This window comes from Rathayibacter sp. VKM Ac-2754 (assembly GCF_009807095.1).
Taxonomy (GTDB): domain Bacteria; phylum Actinomycetota; class Actinomycetes; order Actinomycetales; family Microbacteriaceae; genus Rathayibacter.
Genome location: NZ_WUCC01000001.1, coordinates 610,070 through 626,462 on the forward strand (window position 1 = coordinate 610,070; position 16,393 = coordinate 626,462).

The window sequence follows — 16,393 nt, forward strand, 5'->3', positions numbered from 1 at the left end:
GCATGCCCCCCGAAGAAGCAGTCCCCGTCCTCAGCGTCCGCGACCTCGTCATCGAGGCGGGCCCGAAGGACGCGCCCGTGCACCTCGTCGACGGCATCGGCTTCGACGTGATGCCCGGAGAGGTCGTCGCGATCGTCGGCGAGTCGGGCTCGGGCAAGTCGATGACGATGCTCTCGACCATGGGCCTCCTGCCCCGCGGGGTGCGGGTGACGAGCGGCGAGATCCTGCTCGGCGGAGTCGACCTGCGCGCGGTCGACGAGGCGACGCTCCGCTCGATCCGCGGCGGCTCGCTCTCGATGATCTTCCAGGACCCGATGACCTCGCTGAACCCGGTGATGCGCATCGGCACCCAGATCGCCGAGATGATCACGCTGCACCGGAAGGGCCTCTCGAAGGCCGAGGTGCGCGCGGAGTCGCTGCGGCTGCTCGAGCTCGTGCACCTGCCCGATCCCGAGCGCCGGCTCCGCGCCTACCCGCACGAGCTCTCGGGCGGTCAGCGCCAGCGGGTGATGATCGCCATGGCGATCGCGCACGAGCCGGGGATGCTGATCGCCGACGAGCCGACCACGGCGCTCGACGTCACGGTGCAGGCGCAGGTGATGCGCGTGCTCCAGGAGGTGCGCGAGCGCCTCCGCTCCTCCCTGGTGCTGGTCACCCACGATCTGGGCCTCGTCGCCGAGAACGCCGACCGCGTGCTGGTGATGCACCAGGGGCGGATCGTCGAGAGCGGTACCGCGATCGACGTCTTCCGCGACCCGCAGGACGACTACACGAAGCGGCTCCTGGCGAGCATCCTGCCGGTGACGGGCACGGAGGCGCGGGCCGTCGCGCCGGTCGTCACCTCGGTCTCGCACCCGCACGCCGAGCCCGTCGTCGAGGTGTCGGAGGTCAGCGTGCACTTCCCGCAGCGCGGCGCCTGGGGCCGGGCGGCCGAGCCGTTCCGCGCCGTGGACGGCGTCTCGTTGCGCCTCGAGGCGGGCCGCACGCTCGGGCTCGTCGGAGAGTCGGGCTGCGGCAAGTCGACGCTGGTCCGCACGATCCTCGGGATGCAGAAGCCGACCGCCGGATCGGTGAGCTACCGCGGCACCGAGGTCTCCGAGCTGAGCGACCGGGCCCGCCGGCCGCTGCGCTCGTCGATCCAGGCGGTGTTCCAGGATCCGTACTCGTCGCTGGATCCGCGCCTGACGGTGCACGAGATCGTGGCCGAGCCGCTGCGCATCAACGGCCGCTACTCCGCCGCCCGCGTGGCCGAGGTGCTCGAGCAGGTCGGGCTCGCCCGCGAGTCGGCGAAACGCCGCCCCGCCGACTTCTCGGGCGGCCAGCGGCAGCGGATCGGCATCGCCCGCGCGCTCGCGCTGAAGCCCGACGTGCTCGTGCTCGACGAGCCGACCTCGGCCCTCGACGTGTCGATCCAGGCGCAGGTGATGGCGCTGCTCACCGAGCTGCAGTCCGAGCTCGGGCTCGCCTACCTCTTCGTCTCGCACGACCTCTCGGTCGTCAGGGCCCTCGCCGACGACGTCGCGGTCATGCACCGCGGGGTCTTCGTCGAGACCGGGCCGACCGCCTCCGTGTTCGACGCTCCGCAGCACGAGTACACCCGCTCCCTCCTCGCCTCCGCTCCCGTCCCCGACCCCACCCGCCGCCGGCGCACCCTCCCCGCCGCCGCCTGACCCGCTCCACAGCACCGCCTTCCCGCTCCTCCCGCGCTCTCCCGCGCCGGCCGGCTCCGCTCCCGCGCGCCCGGCCCTCGACGAAAGGCACTCCCCCATGCTCCGACGCACCCGGCACTCCGCCGCCGTGGCCTCCGCCGCCGCGGTCGCCCTCCTCCTCACCGCGTGCAGCGGCGAGGCCTCCTCGAGCGAGGGAGGCGGGTCGAGGGACTCGATCGTCGTCGCCCAGCCGAGCGACCTGGCCAACGCCGATCCCGTGATCGACAACGGGCTCTACAGCACCAACATCTTCCACGCGGTCTACGACCAGCTGACGACGGTCGACGGAGACGGCGAGCTCCAGCCGCGCCTCGCGACGGAGTGGACCGCGAGCGACGACGCGAAGACCTGGACCTTCACCCTCCGCGACGACGCGACCTTCACCGATGGCACGCCCGTCACCGCCGAGGACGTGCGCTTCAGCTTCCAGGCGGTCATCGACTCGCCCGACTCGCTGAACAAGATCTACACGAACAACATCGCGAGCATGGAGGTGACCAGCGACACCGAGATCACCTTCCAGCTCACGGCAGGCGACTCGGTCTTCACCCGCCGCGCGTACTACATCTCGATCGTCCCCGAGGCGTACTACACCGAGGTCGGCTCCGACGGCTTCGCGAAGGCGCCCATCGGCTCCGGCCCGTACACCTTCGAGAGCTGGACCCCCGGCGTCTCGACCGAGCTCGCCGCGAACCCCGACTACTGGGGCGGCGAGCCCTCGATCGCGAACGTGACCGTCGAGCCGATCGCCGACCCGGACGCGCGCCTGAACGGGCTGCTGTCGGGTGACATCGACCTCACCGCGATCACCCCCGCTCAGGTCGCCTCCGTCGACGGCTCCGGCTACACCGTCGCCGAGGGCCAGTCGAACCAGCTGATCTACGTCGGCTTCAACGAGACCTCCGGCGGCCCGCTCGCCGACGCCGACCTGCGCAACGCCATCAGCATGGCGATCGACCGCGAGACCATCATCGAGACGATCCACGACGGCTACGCGACCGTCGCGAACGCCTCCTCCGTCGCCCCGAACGTCAACGGCTTCGACGCAGAGCTGCCCGACCTCGCCTACGACCCCGACGCGGCCGCCGAGCTGGTCGAGTCCTCCGGCTACGACGGCAGCGCGATCCCCTTCCAGTACCCGACCGGCGGCAACGTGCCGAACTCGGCCGAGGTCGCCCAGGCGATCGCCTCGCAGCTCGCCGAGGTGGGCATCACCGTCGAGCTCGAGGGTGTGGAGTACTCCTCCTACGTGCTGCTGACCTCGTCGAAGTCGCACCCGGGCATGTACATCACCCAGTTCTCGCCGTCGATGATGGACGCCTCGACCACCCTGAACTACCTCTACGGCCCCACCGGCTACGCGATCTTCTCCGACCCCGACGTCGACGCCCTGATCGTCGAGGCCAACGCCACGGTCGACACCGACGCCCGCAACGACGTGATCGCCGAGATCTGGGCGCTGAACGCCGAGCGCACGCACCTCGCGAACATCGACTACACGGTCGCGACCTACGGAGTGGCCCCCGGCCTCGACTGGACGCCGCGCGCCGACGGCCACGTCGACTGGCGCGAGGCGAGCTGGCAGTAGCCGAGAGATCGAGAAGGAAGGAGCACGCATGTACCTCGCCGACGACACCGGAGCGGCGCACGACTTCATCTGGATGGTGAAGAACGCGGTCGTGCCGCGACCCATCGCCTGGGTCGGCACCGAGAGCGCGAGCGGAGTGGGCAACCTCGCCCCGTTCTCGTACTTCACCCTGGTCACGATGGATCCGCCGACGCTGATGATCTCGTTCACCGGAGAGAAGGACTCGCACGACAACATCCGCGAGACCGGCGAGTTCGTGGTGAACCTGGTCACCGACGGACAGGCCGAGGTGGAGACGGCGACGGCGGCGATCACCCCGCCGTCGGTCGACGAGGCCGCGCTACTCGGTCTCGAGGTCGTCGACTCGACCAGGGTCCGGCCGAAGCGCCTGGCGATGGCGAAGGTGGCGCTCGAGTGCGTGCTGCTGCGCGAGACCGAGGTGTACGACGCGAACGTGGTCTTCGGCCAGGTGCTCGCGGTGCACGCCGACGACGGGATCCTCGACCCGAGCGGGCGCATCGACATCGCGAAGTACCGCCCGGTCGCGCGCCTCGGCGGCTCGCTGTACACGACCGTCACGAGCGACTACAAGCACCCGGTGCCGGTGGCGACCGAGGAGTGGCTGGCGGCGCAGCCCGGTGGCGGGGCCGCCGCGCCGGTCGACCCCGAGGAGCTCGCGGCGGCGGCGGCCTGGTCGAGGGAGCAGGCGGCCGCGGCGGTGTGATCGGGCGGGGGCACGCGGTACCCCGCGGTCCCCCTCGTCGTCCTGTCCGCCTCCTTCTGCAGCGCCCTCGGCGCGACCGCCCTGCGCGCACCCGACCGGCGGCCGCGAGTCGCCGCCTCCCTCCGCGTCGCTGTCGGAGCGATGTTCGCCGTCACGGGCGTCAGTCACTTCGTCGGCAGACGCGAGCAGATGATCGCGATGGTGCCGGAGCGGCTGGCCGCGCCGGAGCTCCTCGTCTCGGCCACCGGAGTGCTCGAGCTCGCCGGTGCCACAGCGATGCTCTCGTCACGCCTCACCCCCTGGGCCGCGACCGGCCTCTCGGCCCTGCTCGTCGCGACGTCCCCCGCCAACGACACCCTCGCTCACTCGGGCGGTCCCCTCGAGTGGTCGCAGACGCTCGCCCCCCGGACCGCCCTGCAGGTCGCGTACCTCGCCGCGACGGCCGGCCTCGCCGCGTCCTCCTCCCGCGCCGTGAGGGCGACCAGCGCGCCCTCCCTGCTGTCTCCCCGCCGCACGCCGCCCTCCATGCTGGTCGAGTAGCCGCCGCAGGCGGCGTATCGAGACCCATCTCCGCCAGCGGATCAGGCTTCCAATCCGCCCTTCTGAAGCTGGTGGATCTCGATACGCCGCGTGCCGCGGCTACTCGATCAGCGAGGGACGGGGCCCGCCCGTGAGCCCATGAGCCCACGCCTCCCCGACGCCCACCGCCCACCGCCCACCGCCCACCGCCCACCGCAATCCATGCTGGTCGAGTAGCCGCCGCAGGCGGCGTATCGAGACCCATCTCCGCCCGCGGACGAGACTTCGAACCTCGCCTTCTGAAGCTGGTGGATCTCGATACGCCGCGTGCCGCGGCTACTCGATCAGCGAGGGACGGGGCCCGCCCGTGAGCCCGAGCCCACGAGCCCACGCCTCCCCGACGCCCGCCGCCCTCCGCCCGCCGCCATCCCTGCTGGTCGAGTAGCCGCCGCAGGCGGCGTATCGAGACCCACCTCCCTAGCAACGTCCGCCATCCCGCCCCCGAAGCCTCCTCCACAGCCCCTCCCGCCCCGCGAGTCGTCCCGTTCGGGCCCTGCGCCCGCTCCGATGTCGGTCCTCCCTGCTTCAATATCCGTATGGCAGTTGCAGCACCGACCAGACCCGCGGAGGCGTCACTCGACGCGATCCGCGAGGGCGCCGACGACGTCGGCCGGCTCGCGCGCAACGCGTCGATGCACTTCCTCGCATCCGCCGAACGGCTGTACGACGTCTACCACCGGGCACTCGCGATCCCCCTCTCCTTCGCCCGCGGTGGCCTGTCGAGCAGCGAGTCGAACACCCTCGTCGAGCGCTCGCTCCGCGCCGAGCTCGCCAACGGATCAGGGGTGTCCGAGTGGGAGCTGTCGCGCGAGCTCGAGCGCGCCCACCTGCTGGTCGAGGACCTGCCGCTCACCCGCGCCGCGCTCGCAGCGGCCCGGATCCGGTGGCGGGCGGGCGAGGTGATCTGCTCGGTCGCCGCGTCGCTGCCGAAGGAGTCGCTCGCCGAGTTCGACGAGCGCGCCACCGAGCTCGCCCTCTCGAGGACTCCGACCCAGCTGCGCCGCGCGCTCGACAGGCTCCGCGACGAGCTGCACACCGAGCCGCTCGCCGAGCGGCACACGCGCGCGAAGCAGGACCGCGGAGTGTGGCTCACCCCCGAGATCGACGGAATGGCCACGCTCAGCGCCCTGCTTCCGGCAGCCGCCGCGCTCGCGGCGTACAGCCGCCTCGACCGCATCGCCCGCACGCTCCGCGACAGCGACGGCGACGTCGCTCGCGGTGCTCATACCGCTCAGGGTGACGAGCGGACCCTCGCGCAGCTGCGCGCCGACGCGCTCGCCGATCTGCTCTGCGACGGCGACGTCGCCGGCACGACACCGATCAGCGACGGGACCGAGGCGCCGCCGACCTTCGTTCCGGGTGTGCGCCCCGAGGTGCGGCTGACCCTGGCAGCGAGCACCGCCGCCGGCGTCGACGACGCGCCCGCCGATCTCGACGGCTACGGCCTCATCCCCGCCGACACCGCCCGCCACCTCGTCGGGGTCGCGGCGACCCTCACCCGCGTCCTCACCGATCCCGAGACCGGCGCCGTCGTCTCCGTCGGCCGCACCCACCGCGTCCCACCCCCGCGGATGCGCCTCCACCTGCAGCTGCGCGACCGGACCTGCCGCTTCCCCGGCTGCACCCGCCCCGCCTCCACCGCCGAAGCCGACCACACCCTCGAATGGCGCAACGGAGGCGACACCTCCCTCGACAACCTCCTCAGCCTCTGCACCGCCCACCACCACGTCCGCCACGGCGACCGCTGGACCTACCGCCTCCACGCCGACGGCACCGCCGACTGGACCACCCCCACCGGACGCCACGTCACCACCCGACCACCCGCACTCCTCCCGCCCGCACCCGCCCGGCCCGCCTTCCGCGAGCATCCGCTCTTCGCACCCTCACCGCAGCCGCCCCGCTCCACCGGGACACCACCGCCGTTCTGACGCGCCCAGCGCCTCCTCGCTCGCGGCCGCGACTCGACGCGCTCCGACCGGATCCGCCCGGCGGATACCGCGGCGAGCGCCGACGCGACCCGCGCGGGCGGCACCCGCCTCCCGGCGAATTCCCGCGCGCCGATCCGCAGAACCCCCGGTCAGCGCCCGATCCTCTCCCGATCCCCCCGCCCGGGCACTGCGCAATCAGATCGGCACCCCGCCGCGGTCCCGGCGAAATCTGCGCCCTGTGGAATGGCCTCCAGATCAGCGGCACCGGCACCGCCGCAGGCACGCGACACTTCCGAAGGAGCCCGATCCCATGGTCACCCCGTTCCATCTCGCCTGGTTCACCCCGTTCAAGACCCCCGCGTGGAAGAGTCCGTGGGCGGCCGACACTCCGACGACCTGGCTGAACGGCGACTACTACATCGACATGGCGCGTCAGCTCGAGCGGGCCGGCTTCGACTTCATGATGTTCGAGGACTCGACTCTCGTCTCCGACACCTACGGCGGCACGACCGAGAACGACCTCAAGCACGGGCTGCACTCGCCCAAGGGCGACCCCGTGCCGCTGCTGCCGGTGCTCGCGCAGCACACCTCCAAGATGGGCTTCATCGCGACGATGTCGACCAGCTTCTACCCGCCGTTCATCCTCGCCCGCACCATGGCCACGATGGACCACCTGACGAAGGGCCGGGTCGGCTGGAACATCGTCACCTCCTCCGAGGATCTCGCAGGGCAGAACTACGGTCTCGACCACCTGCTCCCCCACGACGAGCGCTACGCGATGGCCGAGGAGTACGTCACCGTCGTGAAGGCGCTCTGGGACTCGTGGGAGCCCGGCGCGATCGTCGCCGACCGCGAGACCGGCGTCCTCGCCGATCACACGAAGGTGCACCCCATCCACCACGAGGGGAAGTACTTCAAGGTCCGCGGCCCGCTCAACCTGCCCGCCGGCCCGCAGGGGCACCCCGTGCTCTGCCAGGCGGGCGGCTCCCCCGCCGGTCGCGACTTCGCGGCCAAGCACTCCAACGTGCTGCTCTCGCAGCCCAGCGGAGTGGAGGGGATGAAGGAGTACCGCGACGACATCCGCGCCCGTGCCGCCGCCCACGGCCGCAACCCCGACGACGTGAAGGTGATGTACATCATCCAGCCGGTGCTCGGCGAGACGCAGGCCGACGCCGAGGAGCTCGCGCGCCGCCGCTACGAGCTCACGCAGGACCAGATCGAGACGGTCCTCGGCATCATGTCGATCACCACCGAGGTCGACTTCAAGCAGTTCGACCTCGATCAGCCGCTGCCCGACGACGTCACGACCAACGGCCACCAGTCGGGGCTCGCATCGTTCAAGAAGCGGGCCGCCGGCAAGACGATCCGCGAGGCGCTGATGGGCCAGTCGTCCGAGTCGGTGAAGCTGGTCGGCACGCCCGACTCCGTCGCCGAGCAGATGGAGGAGGTCGTGGACTTCGTCGGAGGGGACGGCTTCCTCGTCCGCGGCGAGCCGGTGCGCACGCACTCGCGCCGCTACATCGACGAGATCGCGAGCGGGCTCGCCCCCGCGCTCCGCCGCCGCGGCCTGATCCGCTCCTCCTACGACGAGCCCACCTTCAAGGCGAACCTGGCGGCGTTCTGATGGTCGCCCCGTTCCACCTCGGCTGGTTCCTCAACGGCACCTCGGTGCCCGCCTGGGGTCAGGAGTTCTCGGGCGCGATCGGCACGCAGTGGCAGCAGGCCGAGATCTTCGTCGACCTCGCGCGGGCGATGGAGCGGGCGCGCTTCGACTACGTGCTGATCGAGGACAACACCTTCGTCGGCGACCGCTACGGCGACTCGATGGAGCTCTACCTCAAGCACGCGTTCCAGACCCCGCGGCAGGATCCGATGGTCACCGCGACCCTCCTGGCGCAGGCGACGGAGCGGCTCGGGATCATCGCGACGGCGGGCACCTTCGCCTACCACCCGTACATGCTGGCGCGCCTCACCGCGTCGATCGACCAGGTCTCGAAGGGCCGGATGGGCGTGAACGTCGTCACCGGCACCTCCGACCGCGCGCTGCAGAACTACGGCTTCGACGGCATGGACGAGCACGACTCGCGCTACGACGTCGCCGAGGACTTCCTGAAGGCGTCGATCGCACTCTGGGACACCTGGCAGCCGGGCGCCGTGGTCGCCGACTCCGACACCGGCTACTGGGCCGATCACACGAAGGTGCGCCGGGCCGACTACCGCGGCAGCCACTACTCCAGCCGCGGCCCGCTCAACACGGGGCCGCTGCCGCAGGGCCGCCCGGTGATCTCGCAGGCCGGAGGCTCGCCCCGCGGCATCGCGTTCGCCGCGAAGTACGCCGACACCATCGTCGCCATCCACGCCACGGCCGAGTCGATGAAGGCCTACCGCGACAAGGTCCGCGCGGCGGCGATCTCGTTCGGCCGCGACCCCGACGACATCAAGGTGCTCTTCGGAGTGGGCCCGATCGTCGGATCCACGCAGGCCGAGGCGGAGGAGCGCGTGCGCCTGCGCCGCGACGACATCGCCGAGAACATCGAGGTGCACCTCGCCGCGATGGCGAAGTCGACCGACATCGACTTCGCGCAGGTCCCGCTCGACGTGCCGCTCGGCTCCCTCGAGCTGCAGACGAACGGCACGCAGCAGCTCAGCGACTTCGTCACGCGCAACGCCACGAAGACGCTCCGCGAGGCCGTGGTCTCGCGCGGAGTCGGCAACGGCCCGGTCATCGCCGGCACTCCCGAGACGGTCGCCGATCAGCTCGAGGAGATGATGCGCGTCGCCGGCGGAGACGGCTTCCTCATCTCGACCAGCGGCGTCACCCGCCGCTTCATCGCCGAGATCTGCGACGGACTGGTGCCCGAGCTGCAGCGCCGCGGACTCACGCGCCGCGAGTACTCGTTCGACCAGCTGCGCGACAACCTGCTCGAGTTCTGACCGATAGGAGAGCCACCATGCGCGGATACGTCGACACCGACTGGGGTCAGATCCACTACCGGAGGAGCGGCACCGGCACTCCGGCGCTCGTGCTGCTGCACGAGTCGCCCCGCACCTCCGCCGTCTACGAGCCGGTCCTGGAGGCGCTCGGCACGCACGCGACGACGATCGCGTTCGACACCCCCGGCTTCGGCCAGAGCGACTCGGCGCCCGCCGATCAGCCGCTCGCCGAGTACGCGCGGATCCTCGTGCAGGCGCTCGACGCGCTCGGCGTGGACGAGTTCGTGCCCGTCGGCATGAAGACCGGCAGCTCGCTCGCGACGGCGCTGGCGGTGTCGCTCCTCGGCACCGGCCGCGTGCGGCGCGCCGTGCTCTACGCCCTCGAGGAGCCCGACGAGGAGTCGACCGAGTACTGGGCCGAGAACTGGGCGCCGGAGCTGCCCGTCACGGCCGACGGCGCCGTGCTGCAGTACCTGTGGCAGAAGAACATCGGCCTCTACGGCACCGACGATCCGCGCGCGCTGATCGGCTGCGTCGCCGACACCCTCGGCAACCTCGAGCGCTACAACTCGATCTACCCCGCGGTGTTCCGCGGCCGCGCGACGACCTGGGCCGACAACCTCGCGCTCGTCGAGGCAGGCGTCGAGCTGACCGTGCTGCGCCCGCCGTGGGCGCGGATGACCCTCGACATCCCGATCGAGTTCACCGACATGCCCGGCACCCGCGTCGTCGAGATGCCGGTGAGCGGCCAGTTCCCCGCCAGGGCTCCTCGCGAGTTCACCGCGGCCGTCCTCGCGGGCGCCGGCCTGGGGTCGTGACCGCGGGAGTCGCCGCACCGGCCCTGGCGCGCGAGGTGCGCGCGCCGCTCGCGGGCCTGATGATCGCCCAGTTCGTCGCCGGCCTCTCGGCGACGATCGTCGCGACCAGCATCCCCACCGTGATGCGCTCCCTCGAGGGAGCCGCCGGCCTCTCGACCTGGCTGGTGGCCGCCACGATCCTCGGCAACACCGCGACGACTCCGCTCTGGGGTCGCCTCGCCGACCTGGTCGCGCCGAAGCGGATCCTGCAGAGCGCGATCGCGGTCTTCATCGCGGGTTCGCTGCTCGCCGCGCTCGCCCCGTCGACGGCCGTGCTGCTGACGGCGCGGGCGCTGCAGGGCATCGGCCTCGGAGGCACCGCCGCCGTCTCGATGGCCGCCGTCGCCCTGCTCGTGCCGCTGCGCGAGCGCGGCCGCGTCAACGGATCGCTGCAGGCGCTGCAGACCTCGGCGACGATCCTCGGCCCCATCGTCGGCGGCCTGGTCGTGCAGACCCTCGGCTGGCGCTGGTGCTTCGTCGTGGCGCTGCCCCTCGCCGTCGCCTCGTTCGCGGTGCTGACGGCCTCCCTGCACGTGCGCCTCCCGGTATCGCCGCGCGGCGGCCGGACCGACTACGCGGGTGCCCTGCTGATCGCGACCGGGATCCCCGCCTCGCTGATCGCGCTGACGCTGCTGGGCGAGGGCTCGTTCGGAGTCGCCCTGGTCGGCTTCGGCGCGTTCGGCGCCGCGGCCCTGATCGCCCTCGTGATCGTCGAGCTGCGGGTCGCCGCGCCGATCATCCCGTTGCGGCTCCTCGGCGGCCGGGTGACGCTCGTCTGCGCGTCGGCCGCCCTGCTGCTCGGCTCCACCCTGTTCGGAGGGTCGGTCTTCGTCACGCAGTACCTGCAGATCGGCCTCGGCATCGACCCCGCCCCGGCCGGCCTGCTGCTCGCGCCGATGGCGCTCGGCGCGGTCGTCGCCTCCTGGACCGCCGGCCGCCGCATCACCCGGACCGGCCGTCTCAAGGGAGTGCTGCTGCTGGCCGCGTCGGCGATGCTCCTCGGGAACGCGGCGCTCGCCCTGGCGCCGTTCGCTCCCCTCCCGTTGGCGCTGGGAGGCGCGCTGCTGCTGGCCGCCGGTCTGGGCATGACCCTGCAGAACCTGGTGCTCGCCGCGCAGACCGTCGCTCCGCTCGGCCGCACCGGCTCGGTGAGCGCGGCGATCGTGTTCTTCTTCACCCTCGGCGGCACCGTCGGCCTCGTCGGCTACGGCGCGGCACTGTCGGCCCGGCTCTCGGTGCTGACACGGGAGGGCGCGTCGGAGGCGGAGTCGTACTCGCTCGGGCTGCCCCTGGTGTTCGCGCTGTCCGCCGTCGCCGCCGGGGTGGCGCTCGCGGCGCTGGCGCTGCTGCCGGCGGTGCGGCTGCGCGACCTGCGCTGACGGGAGGCGCGCGTCGCGAAAGCCCGGTGCGTCACGCCCCCACGAGCTCGAAGACCGCGCGCTCCGTCTCGACGCCGTTGATCTGCAGGGCGATCGCGTGCAGGCCGGCGTAGTAGCGGCGCGTGGTGATCGCCCGGAACGAGTGCGCGCGCCGCACCTCGAGCATCTCCCCCGGACGCACGCTGGCGGTCGTCAGCTTGAAGGTCTTCGAGGTCTGGCCGCCGCTGGCCTTGCGGTGGTGCACGACGTAGTCGACGGCCAGCCGCAGGTCGGCGACGCCGGTGTTGCGGAGGCTCGCGCGGAACTCGACCGACTCGCCCATCGCGACGACGGTGCGGTCGAGGTGCGGTCCGTCGATCTCGAGCGCGTCGCCCGCGGAGGCGAACCCCAGCAGAGCGAGCGCACCCGGGTCGCCGCGCTTGACGAGCGTGCGCAGGCCGTGGCGCACGACCCGCGCCGTGTGCTCGTCGGGGTCCGCGAGCCAGCGCGCGGCCGTCGCGGTGACGAGCTCGGGGGCGTCGCGGCTGAGGTCGTTGAGGTGGTTGGCGACCGAGCGGCGGACGTACTCGGACTCGTCGCGGTACAGGCCGTCGAGGATCGGCACGGTGACACCGGGCCGGCCCGTCAGCTCGGGGACGCGCACCGACCACGGCAGGTACGGGCGAGTGCCCTCCGAGGCGAGGCGGCGCACGTGCTCGTCGCTCGAGGCCGTCCAGGTCGCGATCGTGCCGAGCGCGCGGTCGAGGTCGTGGCGGAGGAGGGTGCGGATCGCGAACTCGGAGGTGAGGAGGCCGGTCAGCTCCGCCAGCAGCGCCAGCGCGTCGTCGAAGGAGTCGTCGGCGACGCCCCTGCTCGCCACCGCCGCGGTGACCGGCCAGATCATCCAGCCGCGGAAGGTCGGAGTCGCCGAGCGCGCCGCGCGGACGACCGACGCCAGATCCGCGTAGCTCCCGGGGACGTCCGCGAGCAGGGCGTCGCGCAGCAGGTCGGCGCGCTCCCGGAGCGCGAGGCCGGCGAGGCGGGCGCCGGCAGCCGCCAGCGCGGGAGCACCGGGCGGCGACACCAGCGCCACGGCGGCGGCGAGGTCGTCGGCGGTTCCGGAGTCGATCAGCTGGTCGGCGAAGGGCACGGCGGGTCCTCTCAGTGCGCGGGGCGATCTTAGGTGGTTCTCCGCGTTCGGGACTGCTGCCACCCGCACCACAACGGGTGGCGCCGCTGTCAGAATCCGGAGCATGGACCAACCGCGACCGGACGAGCTCGCCGAGCTGAGACGGCGGGCCTACGGCCGAGCCCCCGACATCGACCGGGATCCCGAGGCCCTCGCCCGCCTCCGCGCTCTCGAGGCGGGCGAGCGCCCGGACGAGGAGCGGCCGGCTGGACAGGAGCCCGCTGCATCACCGCCGGAGGAGAGCGGAGTACCGGAGGCCGACTCCGCTCCCCCTCCTGCACCCCGCCGGCGGATCGCCCTGCTCTGGACCGCCTCGATCCTCGCCAGCGCGCTGCTCGCCGCCGGAGCGACCGCCGGCGTCACCGCCTGGGTGGCCGATCGCTCGGGCCCGCCGGGGCGGGAGGTGGCGACCCTGACGCTGACGAACAGCGGCGACGTCCCGGGCTGGGTGAACAGCGGCCTGGCCGACTCCCTGGTCTCCGAGGACTTCCACGGGCTCAGGGTCCTGAAGCAGCCGAGCGGCGAGGACGGCGGCTCGTGCATCTACGTCCTGCAGTCGGCCACGTCGGACGGCGACGCGTACGGCGGGCTCGCCTACAGCGGAGTGTCGTACAGCGGCTGCACCGCCGGCCCGTTCCCCGCAGTGGCGCAGCTGATCGTCACCGCCGCGCAGCCCGACGAGCTGCGCGACGCCTTCTCGGAGGGCAGCGCGCTCCGGTTCGTCCTCGAGGGCGAGACGGTGCACGTGAGCACCGGCTGACCGCCGGCCCTCGGGCTCAGGCGACCGAGCGGAGGTGGCGGAACGCCGAGCCGTGGAACACGAGCGGCTCGATCGTCTCGTCGTTGTGCAGGGCCGTGACCTGCAGCAGCACCACGTGGTGGTCGCCCGCCGGGATCTCCTGGAAGATCGAGCACTCGAGCCAGAGCGGCGACCCGTGCACGAAGACGGCGCCCGCCTCGCTCTTCTCGATCTCGAGGCCCTCGAAGCGGCCGGCCTTGTTGCGGGAGGCGAGCTGCCGCGCCGCGCCGTCGTGGCCGGCTCCCATCACCGAGACGCCGAGACGACCCGCCGCGCGCAGCACCGGCCACGTGGTCGACGAGTTCTGGATGGCGAACATCACCAGCGGCGGGTCCATCGAGACGCCGACCGAGAAGGAGGAGGCGACCATCCCCTCGAGGTTCCCGTCGACCTCCGCGGCGAAGGCGGCGACTCCGGACGGGAAGTGCGAGAAGGCCTGGCGGAGCAGCTGCGGATCGGGCGAGTAGGTCTCGAGACTCATGGCGCAGAAGTCCTTTCGGTCAGAAGAGCACGGCGGGGTCGGGCACGATCCTGACAGTCGAATGTTGAATCCGGATTGCGCCGGTGGCGGGATCCACGACGGTCGGGCGGAGGCGCTCTCGCGCCGTTCGCGAGGGCCGCGGATCCGCGTGATCACGCGCTTCCCGCCCCGGATTCGCCTCCTGCGCGACCCCCACTCACGAATCCGCCTCCCGATTCCGCCGCCTCCGCCCATCCTCGCTGATCGAGCCCGCAGCCCGCGCAGCGGGCGTACTCGACCAGCAGGGGGGGAGCGGCCGCATCTGGATCTCCGCCGACACGCGCGCCGAGTGGCGGACACCGCCCCGATCCGCGCCACGGCGGCGATCGAGGGCTGCGCAATCCAAGCTTCACGCCGCCGCAATCAGCGGGCGTCACCGCGGCTCCTACGCTCCTGACTCATCGACCGGGCACCCGTCCCGGCCCACGAGAGGAGGTGACGGCCGTGCTGCGATTCCTCGGCCGGCGCGCCGTCAGGGCGGTCCTGACGCTGCTCGCCGTGCTCACCTTCGCGTTCGTGCTCGCCCGGATGACCGGCGATCCCGTCCGCCTGATGCTCCCCGACCAGGCCACCGCGCAGGACGTCGCCGACGTCCGCCAGGCCCTCGGGCTCGACCGCCCGCTGATCGTGCAGTACGGCGCGTTCCTCGCCGACATCCTCCGCGGCGATCTCGGAGAGTCGATCCGGCAGGGGCAGCCCGCGCTCGCCCTCGTGCTCGACCGGCTGCCCGCGACCCTCGAGCTCGCGATCACCTCGTTCGTGATCGGCTTCGTCCTCGCCACGAGCCTCGCCGTCCTGGCCGAGGTGACCGGCGACCGCCGCCTCCGCACCGTGATGCTCTGGGCCGCCACCCTCCGGCAGGCCGTCCCGCCGTACCTGTTCGGGATCCTGATGATCCTGGTCTTCTCGGTCGGCCTCGGCCTCCTGCCCGCGCTCGGCCGCACCTCCTACGCGAGCTACGTGATCCCGGTGATCACGATCGCGACGTTCGAGGTGGCGCTCTACCTCCGCCTCTTCAACGCCTCCTTCGACGAGACGCGCTCGCTCGACTTCGTGCGCACGGCCCGCGCCAAGGGCGTCTCGAACGGGCGGATCGTGATCCGGCATCTGCTGCCGAACGCGCTGCTGCCGATCATCACCGTCGCGGGCATCAACCTCGGCGTCCTCGTCGGTGGGCTCGTGGTGCTCGAGACCGTCTTCAACTGGCCCGGCCTCGGGCGCCTGATCGTGCAGGGCGTGACCCAGCGCGACTACCCGATCGTGCAGGCCGGAGTCGTCGTCATCGCCCTGCTGTTCATCGTCATCAACCTGGTCGTGGATCTGCTCTACGCGGTCCTCGACCCGAGAGTGAGACTGTCGTGACCACCGAGACGATCCGGACGCGCACGCGCTGGCAGCTCGCGGCCGCTCGGCTCCCGGGGCCCTCGGTGGCGATCGCCGTCGTGATGCTCTCGATCGTCGCGCTGGTCGTGGTCGTCGTGCCGTTCCTCCCGGGCTTCGACCCCTACTCCCAGGATCTGGCGGGCAGTCGCGCCCCGGCGTTCACCGACCCCGCGCACCTGCTCGGCACGGACGCGCTCGGGCGCGACACCCTCAGCCGCCTCGCCGTCGCCACTCGGGTGTCGCTGCTCGTCGCGTTCGGCGCGGTCGCGATCAGCGCACTGGTCGGGCTGAGCATCGGACTCGTGGCGGGCTGGCGGCGCGGCCGCCTCGACAGCGTCCTGATGGCCGTCGGTGACGTGCAGCTCGCCATCCCGGTCGTGCTCCTGCTGATCGTGCTCGTCGCGGCGCTCGGCTCGAGCCCGCTGCTGCTCGTGACCCTGCTCGGTCTCACCAACTGGGTCGGCTACGGCCGGGTCACCCGCTCGCTCGCGGTGTCGCTGCGCGAGCGCGACTTCGTCAGCGCCGTCACGGCCGCGGGGGGCGGGGGCTGGTGGATCGTCCGCAAGCACCTGCTGCCCAACGTCCTCCCCCAGGTGCTGATCCTCGCCGCGTTCGAGATCGGAGTGGTCATCACCATCGAGTCGTCGCTGAGCTTCCTCGGCCTCGGCATCCAGCCGCCCACTCCGAGCCTCGGTCTGATGATCAACGAGGGCCAGAAGTACCTCCAGACCGATCCCGCGCTCACCCTCCTGCCCGCCCTGATGATCCTGTTCGTCATCGGAGGCGTCCAGTTCGCCTCGCAGGGCGCCCGCCCGCGCCCGTGAC

At 72.2% G+C, this 16,393-nt stretch carries 14 protein-coding genes; 12 read left to right on the forward strand and 2 right to left on the reverse strand.

The window, feature by feature from the left end; all coding sequences use genetic code 11:
* Positions 1-2 precede the first annotated feature (2 nt).
* The 9 genes from GRS92_RS03095 (at position 3) to GRS92_RS03135 (ending at position 11,698) form a co-directional block, all read left to right on the forward strand.
* Positions 3-1,670 (forward strand): ABC transporter ATP-binding protein, encoded by a 1,668-nt coding sequence (locus GRS92_RS03095; protein ID WP_159853123.1) that lies wholly within the window; start codon positions 3-5, stop codon positions 1,668-1,670.
* Between the two features lie 97 nt (positions 1,671-1,767).
* Positions 1,768-3,297, forward strand: coding sequence for an ABC transporter substrate-binding protein (locus GRS92_RS03100; RefSeq protein WP_159853125.1), 1,530 nt, complete (start codon positions 1,768-1,770; stop codon positions 3,295-3,297).
* A 28-nt stretch (positions 3,298-3,325) separates the two neighbouring features.
* Positions 3,326-4,021, forward strand: coding sequence for a flavin reductase family protein (locus tag GRS92_RS03105; protein WP_159853128.1), 696 nt, complete (start codon positions 3,326-3,328; stop codon positions 4,019-4,021).
* 81 nt (positions 4,022-4,102) lie between these two features.
* On the forward strand, positions 4,103-4,561 hold the full coding sequence (locus tag GRS92_RS03110; RefSeq protein WP_268817134.1) for a DoxX family protein: 459 nt from the start codon (positions 4,103-4,105) through the stop codon (positions 4,559-4,561).
* 575 nt (positions 4,562-5,136) lie between these two features.
* The gene (locus GRS92_RS03115; protein WP_159853132.1) at positions 5,137-6,528 is read left to right on the forward strand and encodes an HNH endonuclease signature motif containing protein; all 1,392 of its coding nucleotides are present in this window, start codon (positions 5,137-5,139) and stop codon (positions 6,526-6,528) included.
* A 310-nt stretch (positions 6,529-6,838) separates the two neighbouring features.
* Positions 6,839-8,152 (forward strand): NtaA/DmoA family FMN-dependent monooxygenase, encoded by a 1,314-nt coding sequence (locus GRS92_RS03120; protein WP_159853134.1) that lies wholly within the window; start codon positions 6,839-6,841, stop codon positions 8,150-8,152.
* Entirely contained in the window at positions 8,152-9,462 is a 1,311-nt protein-coding gene (locus GRS92_RS03125) for an NtaA/DmoA family FMN-dependent monooxygenase (RefSeq protein WP_159853136.1), read from the forward strand. The genes GRS92_RS03120 and GRS92_RS03125 overlap by 1 nt, the downstream gene beginning before the upstream one ends.
* Positions 9,463-9,479: 17 nt before the next feature.
* Positions 9,480-10,280: an alpha/beta fold hydrolase gene (locus tag GRS92_RS03130; RefSeq protein WP_159853138.1), complete on the forward strand. Its 801-nt coding sequence runs from the start codon at positions 9,480-9,482 to the stop codon at positions 10,278-10,280.
* Positions 10,277-11,698, forward strand: coding sequence for an MFS transporter (locus GRS92_RS03135; protein WP_159853140.1), 1,422 nt, complete (start codon positions 10,277-10,279; stop codon positions 11,696-11,698). Before GRS92_RS03130 ends, GRS92_RS03135 begins: the two co-directional genes overlap by 4 nt.
* 31 nt (positions 11,699-11,729) lie before the next feature.
* Here GRS92_RS03135 and GRS92_RS03140 read toward each other — a convergent pair whose 3' ends face one another.
* Positions 11,730-12,827 carry a DNA alkylation repair protein gene (locus tag GRS92_RS03140; protein ID WP_159853142.1) on the reverse strand — a complete coding sequence of 366 codons (1,098 nt, stop codon included), beginning with the start codon at positions 12,825-12,827 and terminating at the stop codon, positions 11,730-11,732.
* A 103-nt stretch (positions 12,828-12,930) separates the two neighbouring features.
* Between GRS92_RS03140 and GRS92_RS03145 the strand changes: the two genes are divergently transcribed.
* Complete coding sequence (locus GRS92_RS03145; RefSeq protein WP_159853144.1) at positions 12,931-13,626, forward strand: hypothetical protein; 696 nt, start codon at positions 12,931-12,933, stop codon at positions 13,624-13,626.
* 16 nt (positions 13,627-13,642) lie between these two features.
* Here GRS92_RS03145 and GRS92_RS03150 read toward each other — a convergent pair whose 3' ends face one another.
* On the reverse strand, positions 13,643-14,146 hold the full coding sequence (locus tag GRS92_RS03150; RefSeq protein ID WP_159853146.1) for a flavin reductase family protein: 504 nt from the start codon (positions 14,144-14,146) through the stop codon (positions 13,643-13,645).
* 483 nt (positions 14,147-14,629) lie between these two features.
* On the opposite strand from GRS92_RS03150, the gene GRS92_RS03155 reads away from it, so the two are divergent.
* Positions 14,630-15,547 (forward strand): ABC transporter permease, encoded by a 918-nt coding sequence (locus GRS92_RS03155; protein WP_159853148.1) that lies wholly within the window; start codon positions 14,630-14,632, stop codon positions 15,545-15,547.
* Positions 15,544-16,392 carry an ABC transporter permease gene (locus GRS92_RS03160; RefSeq protein ID WP_159853150.1) on the forward strand — a complete coding sequence of 283 codons (849 nt, stop codon included), beginning with the start codon at positions 15,544-15,546 and terminating at the stop codon, positions 16,390-16,392. The genes GRS92_RS03155 and GRS92_RS03160 overlap by 4 nt, the downstream gene beginning before the upstream one ends.
* The last annotated feature ends 1 nt before the right edge of the window (position 16,393 follow it).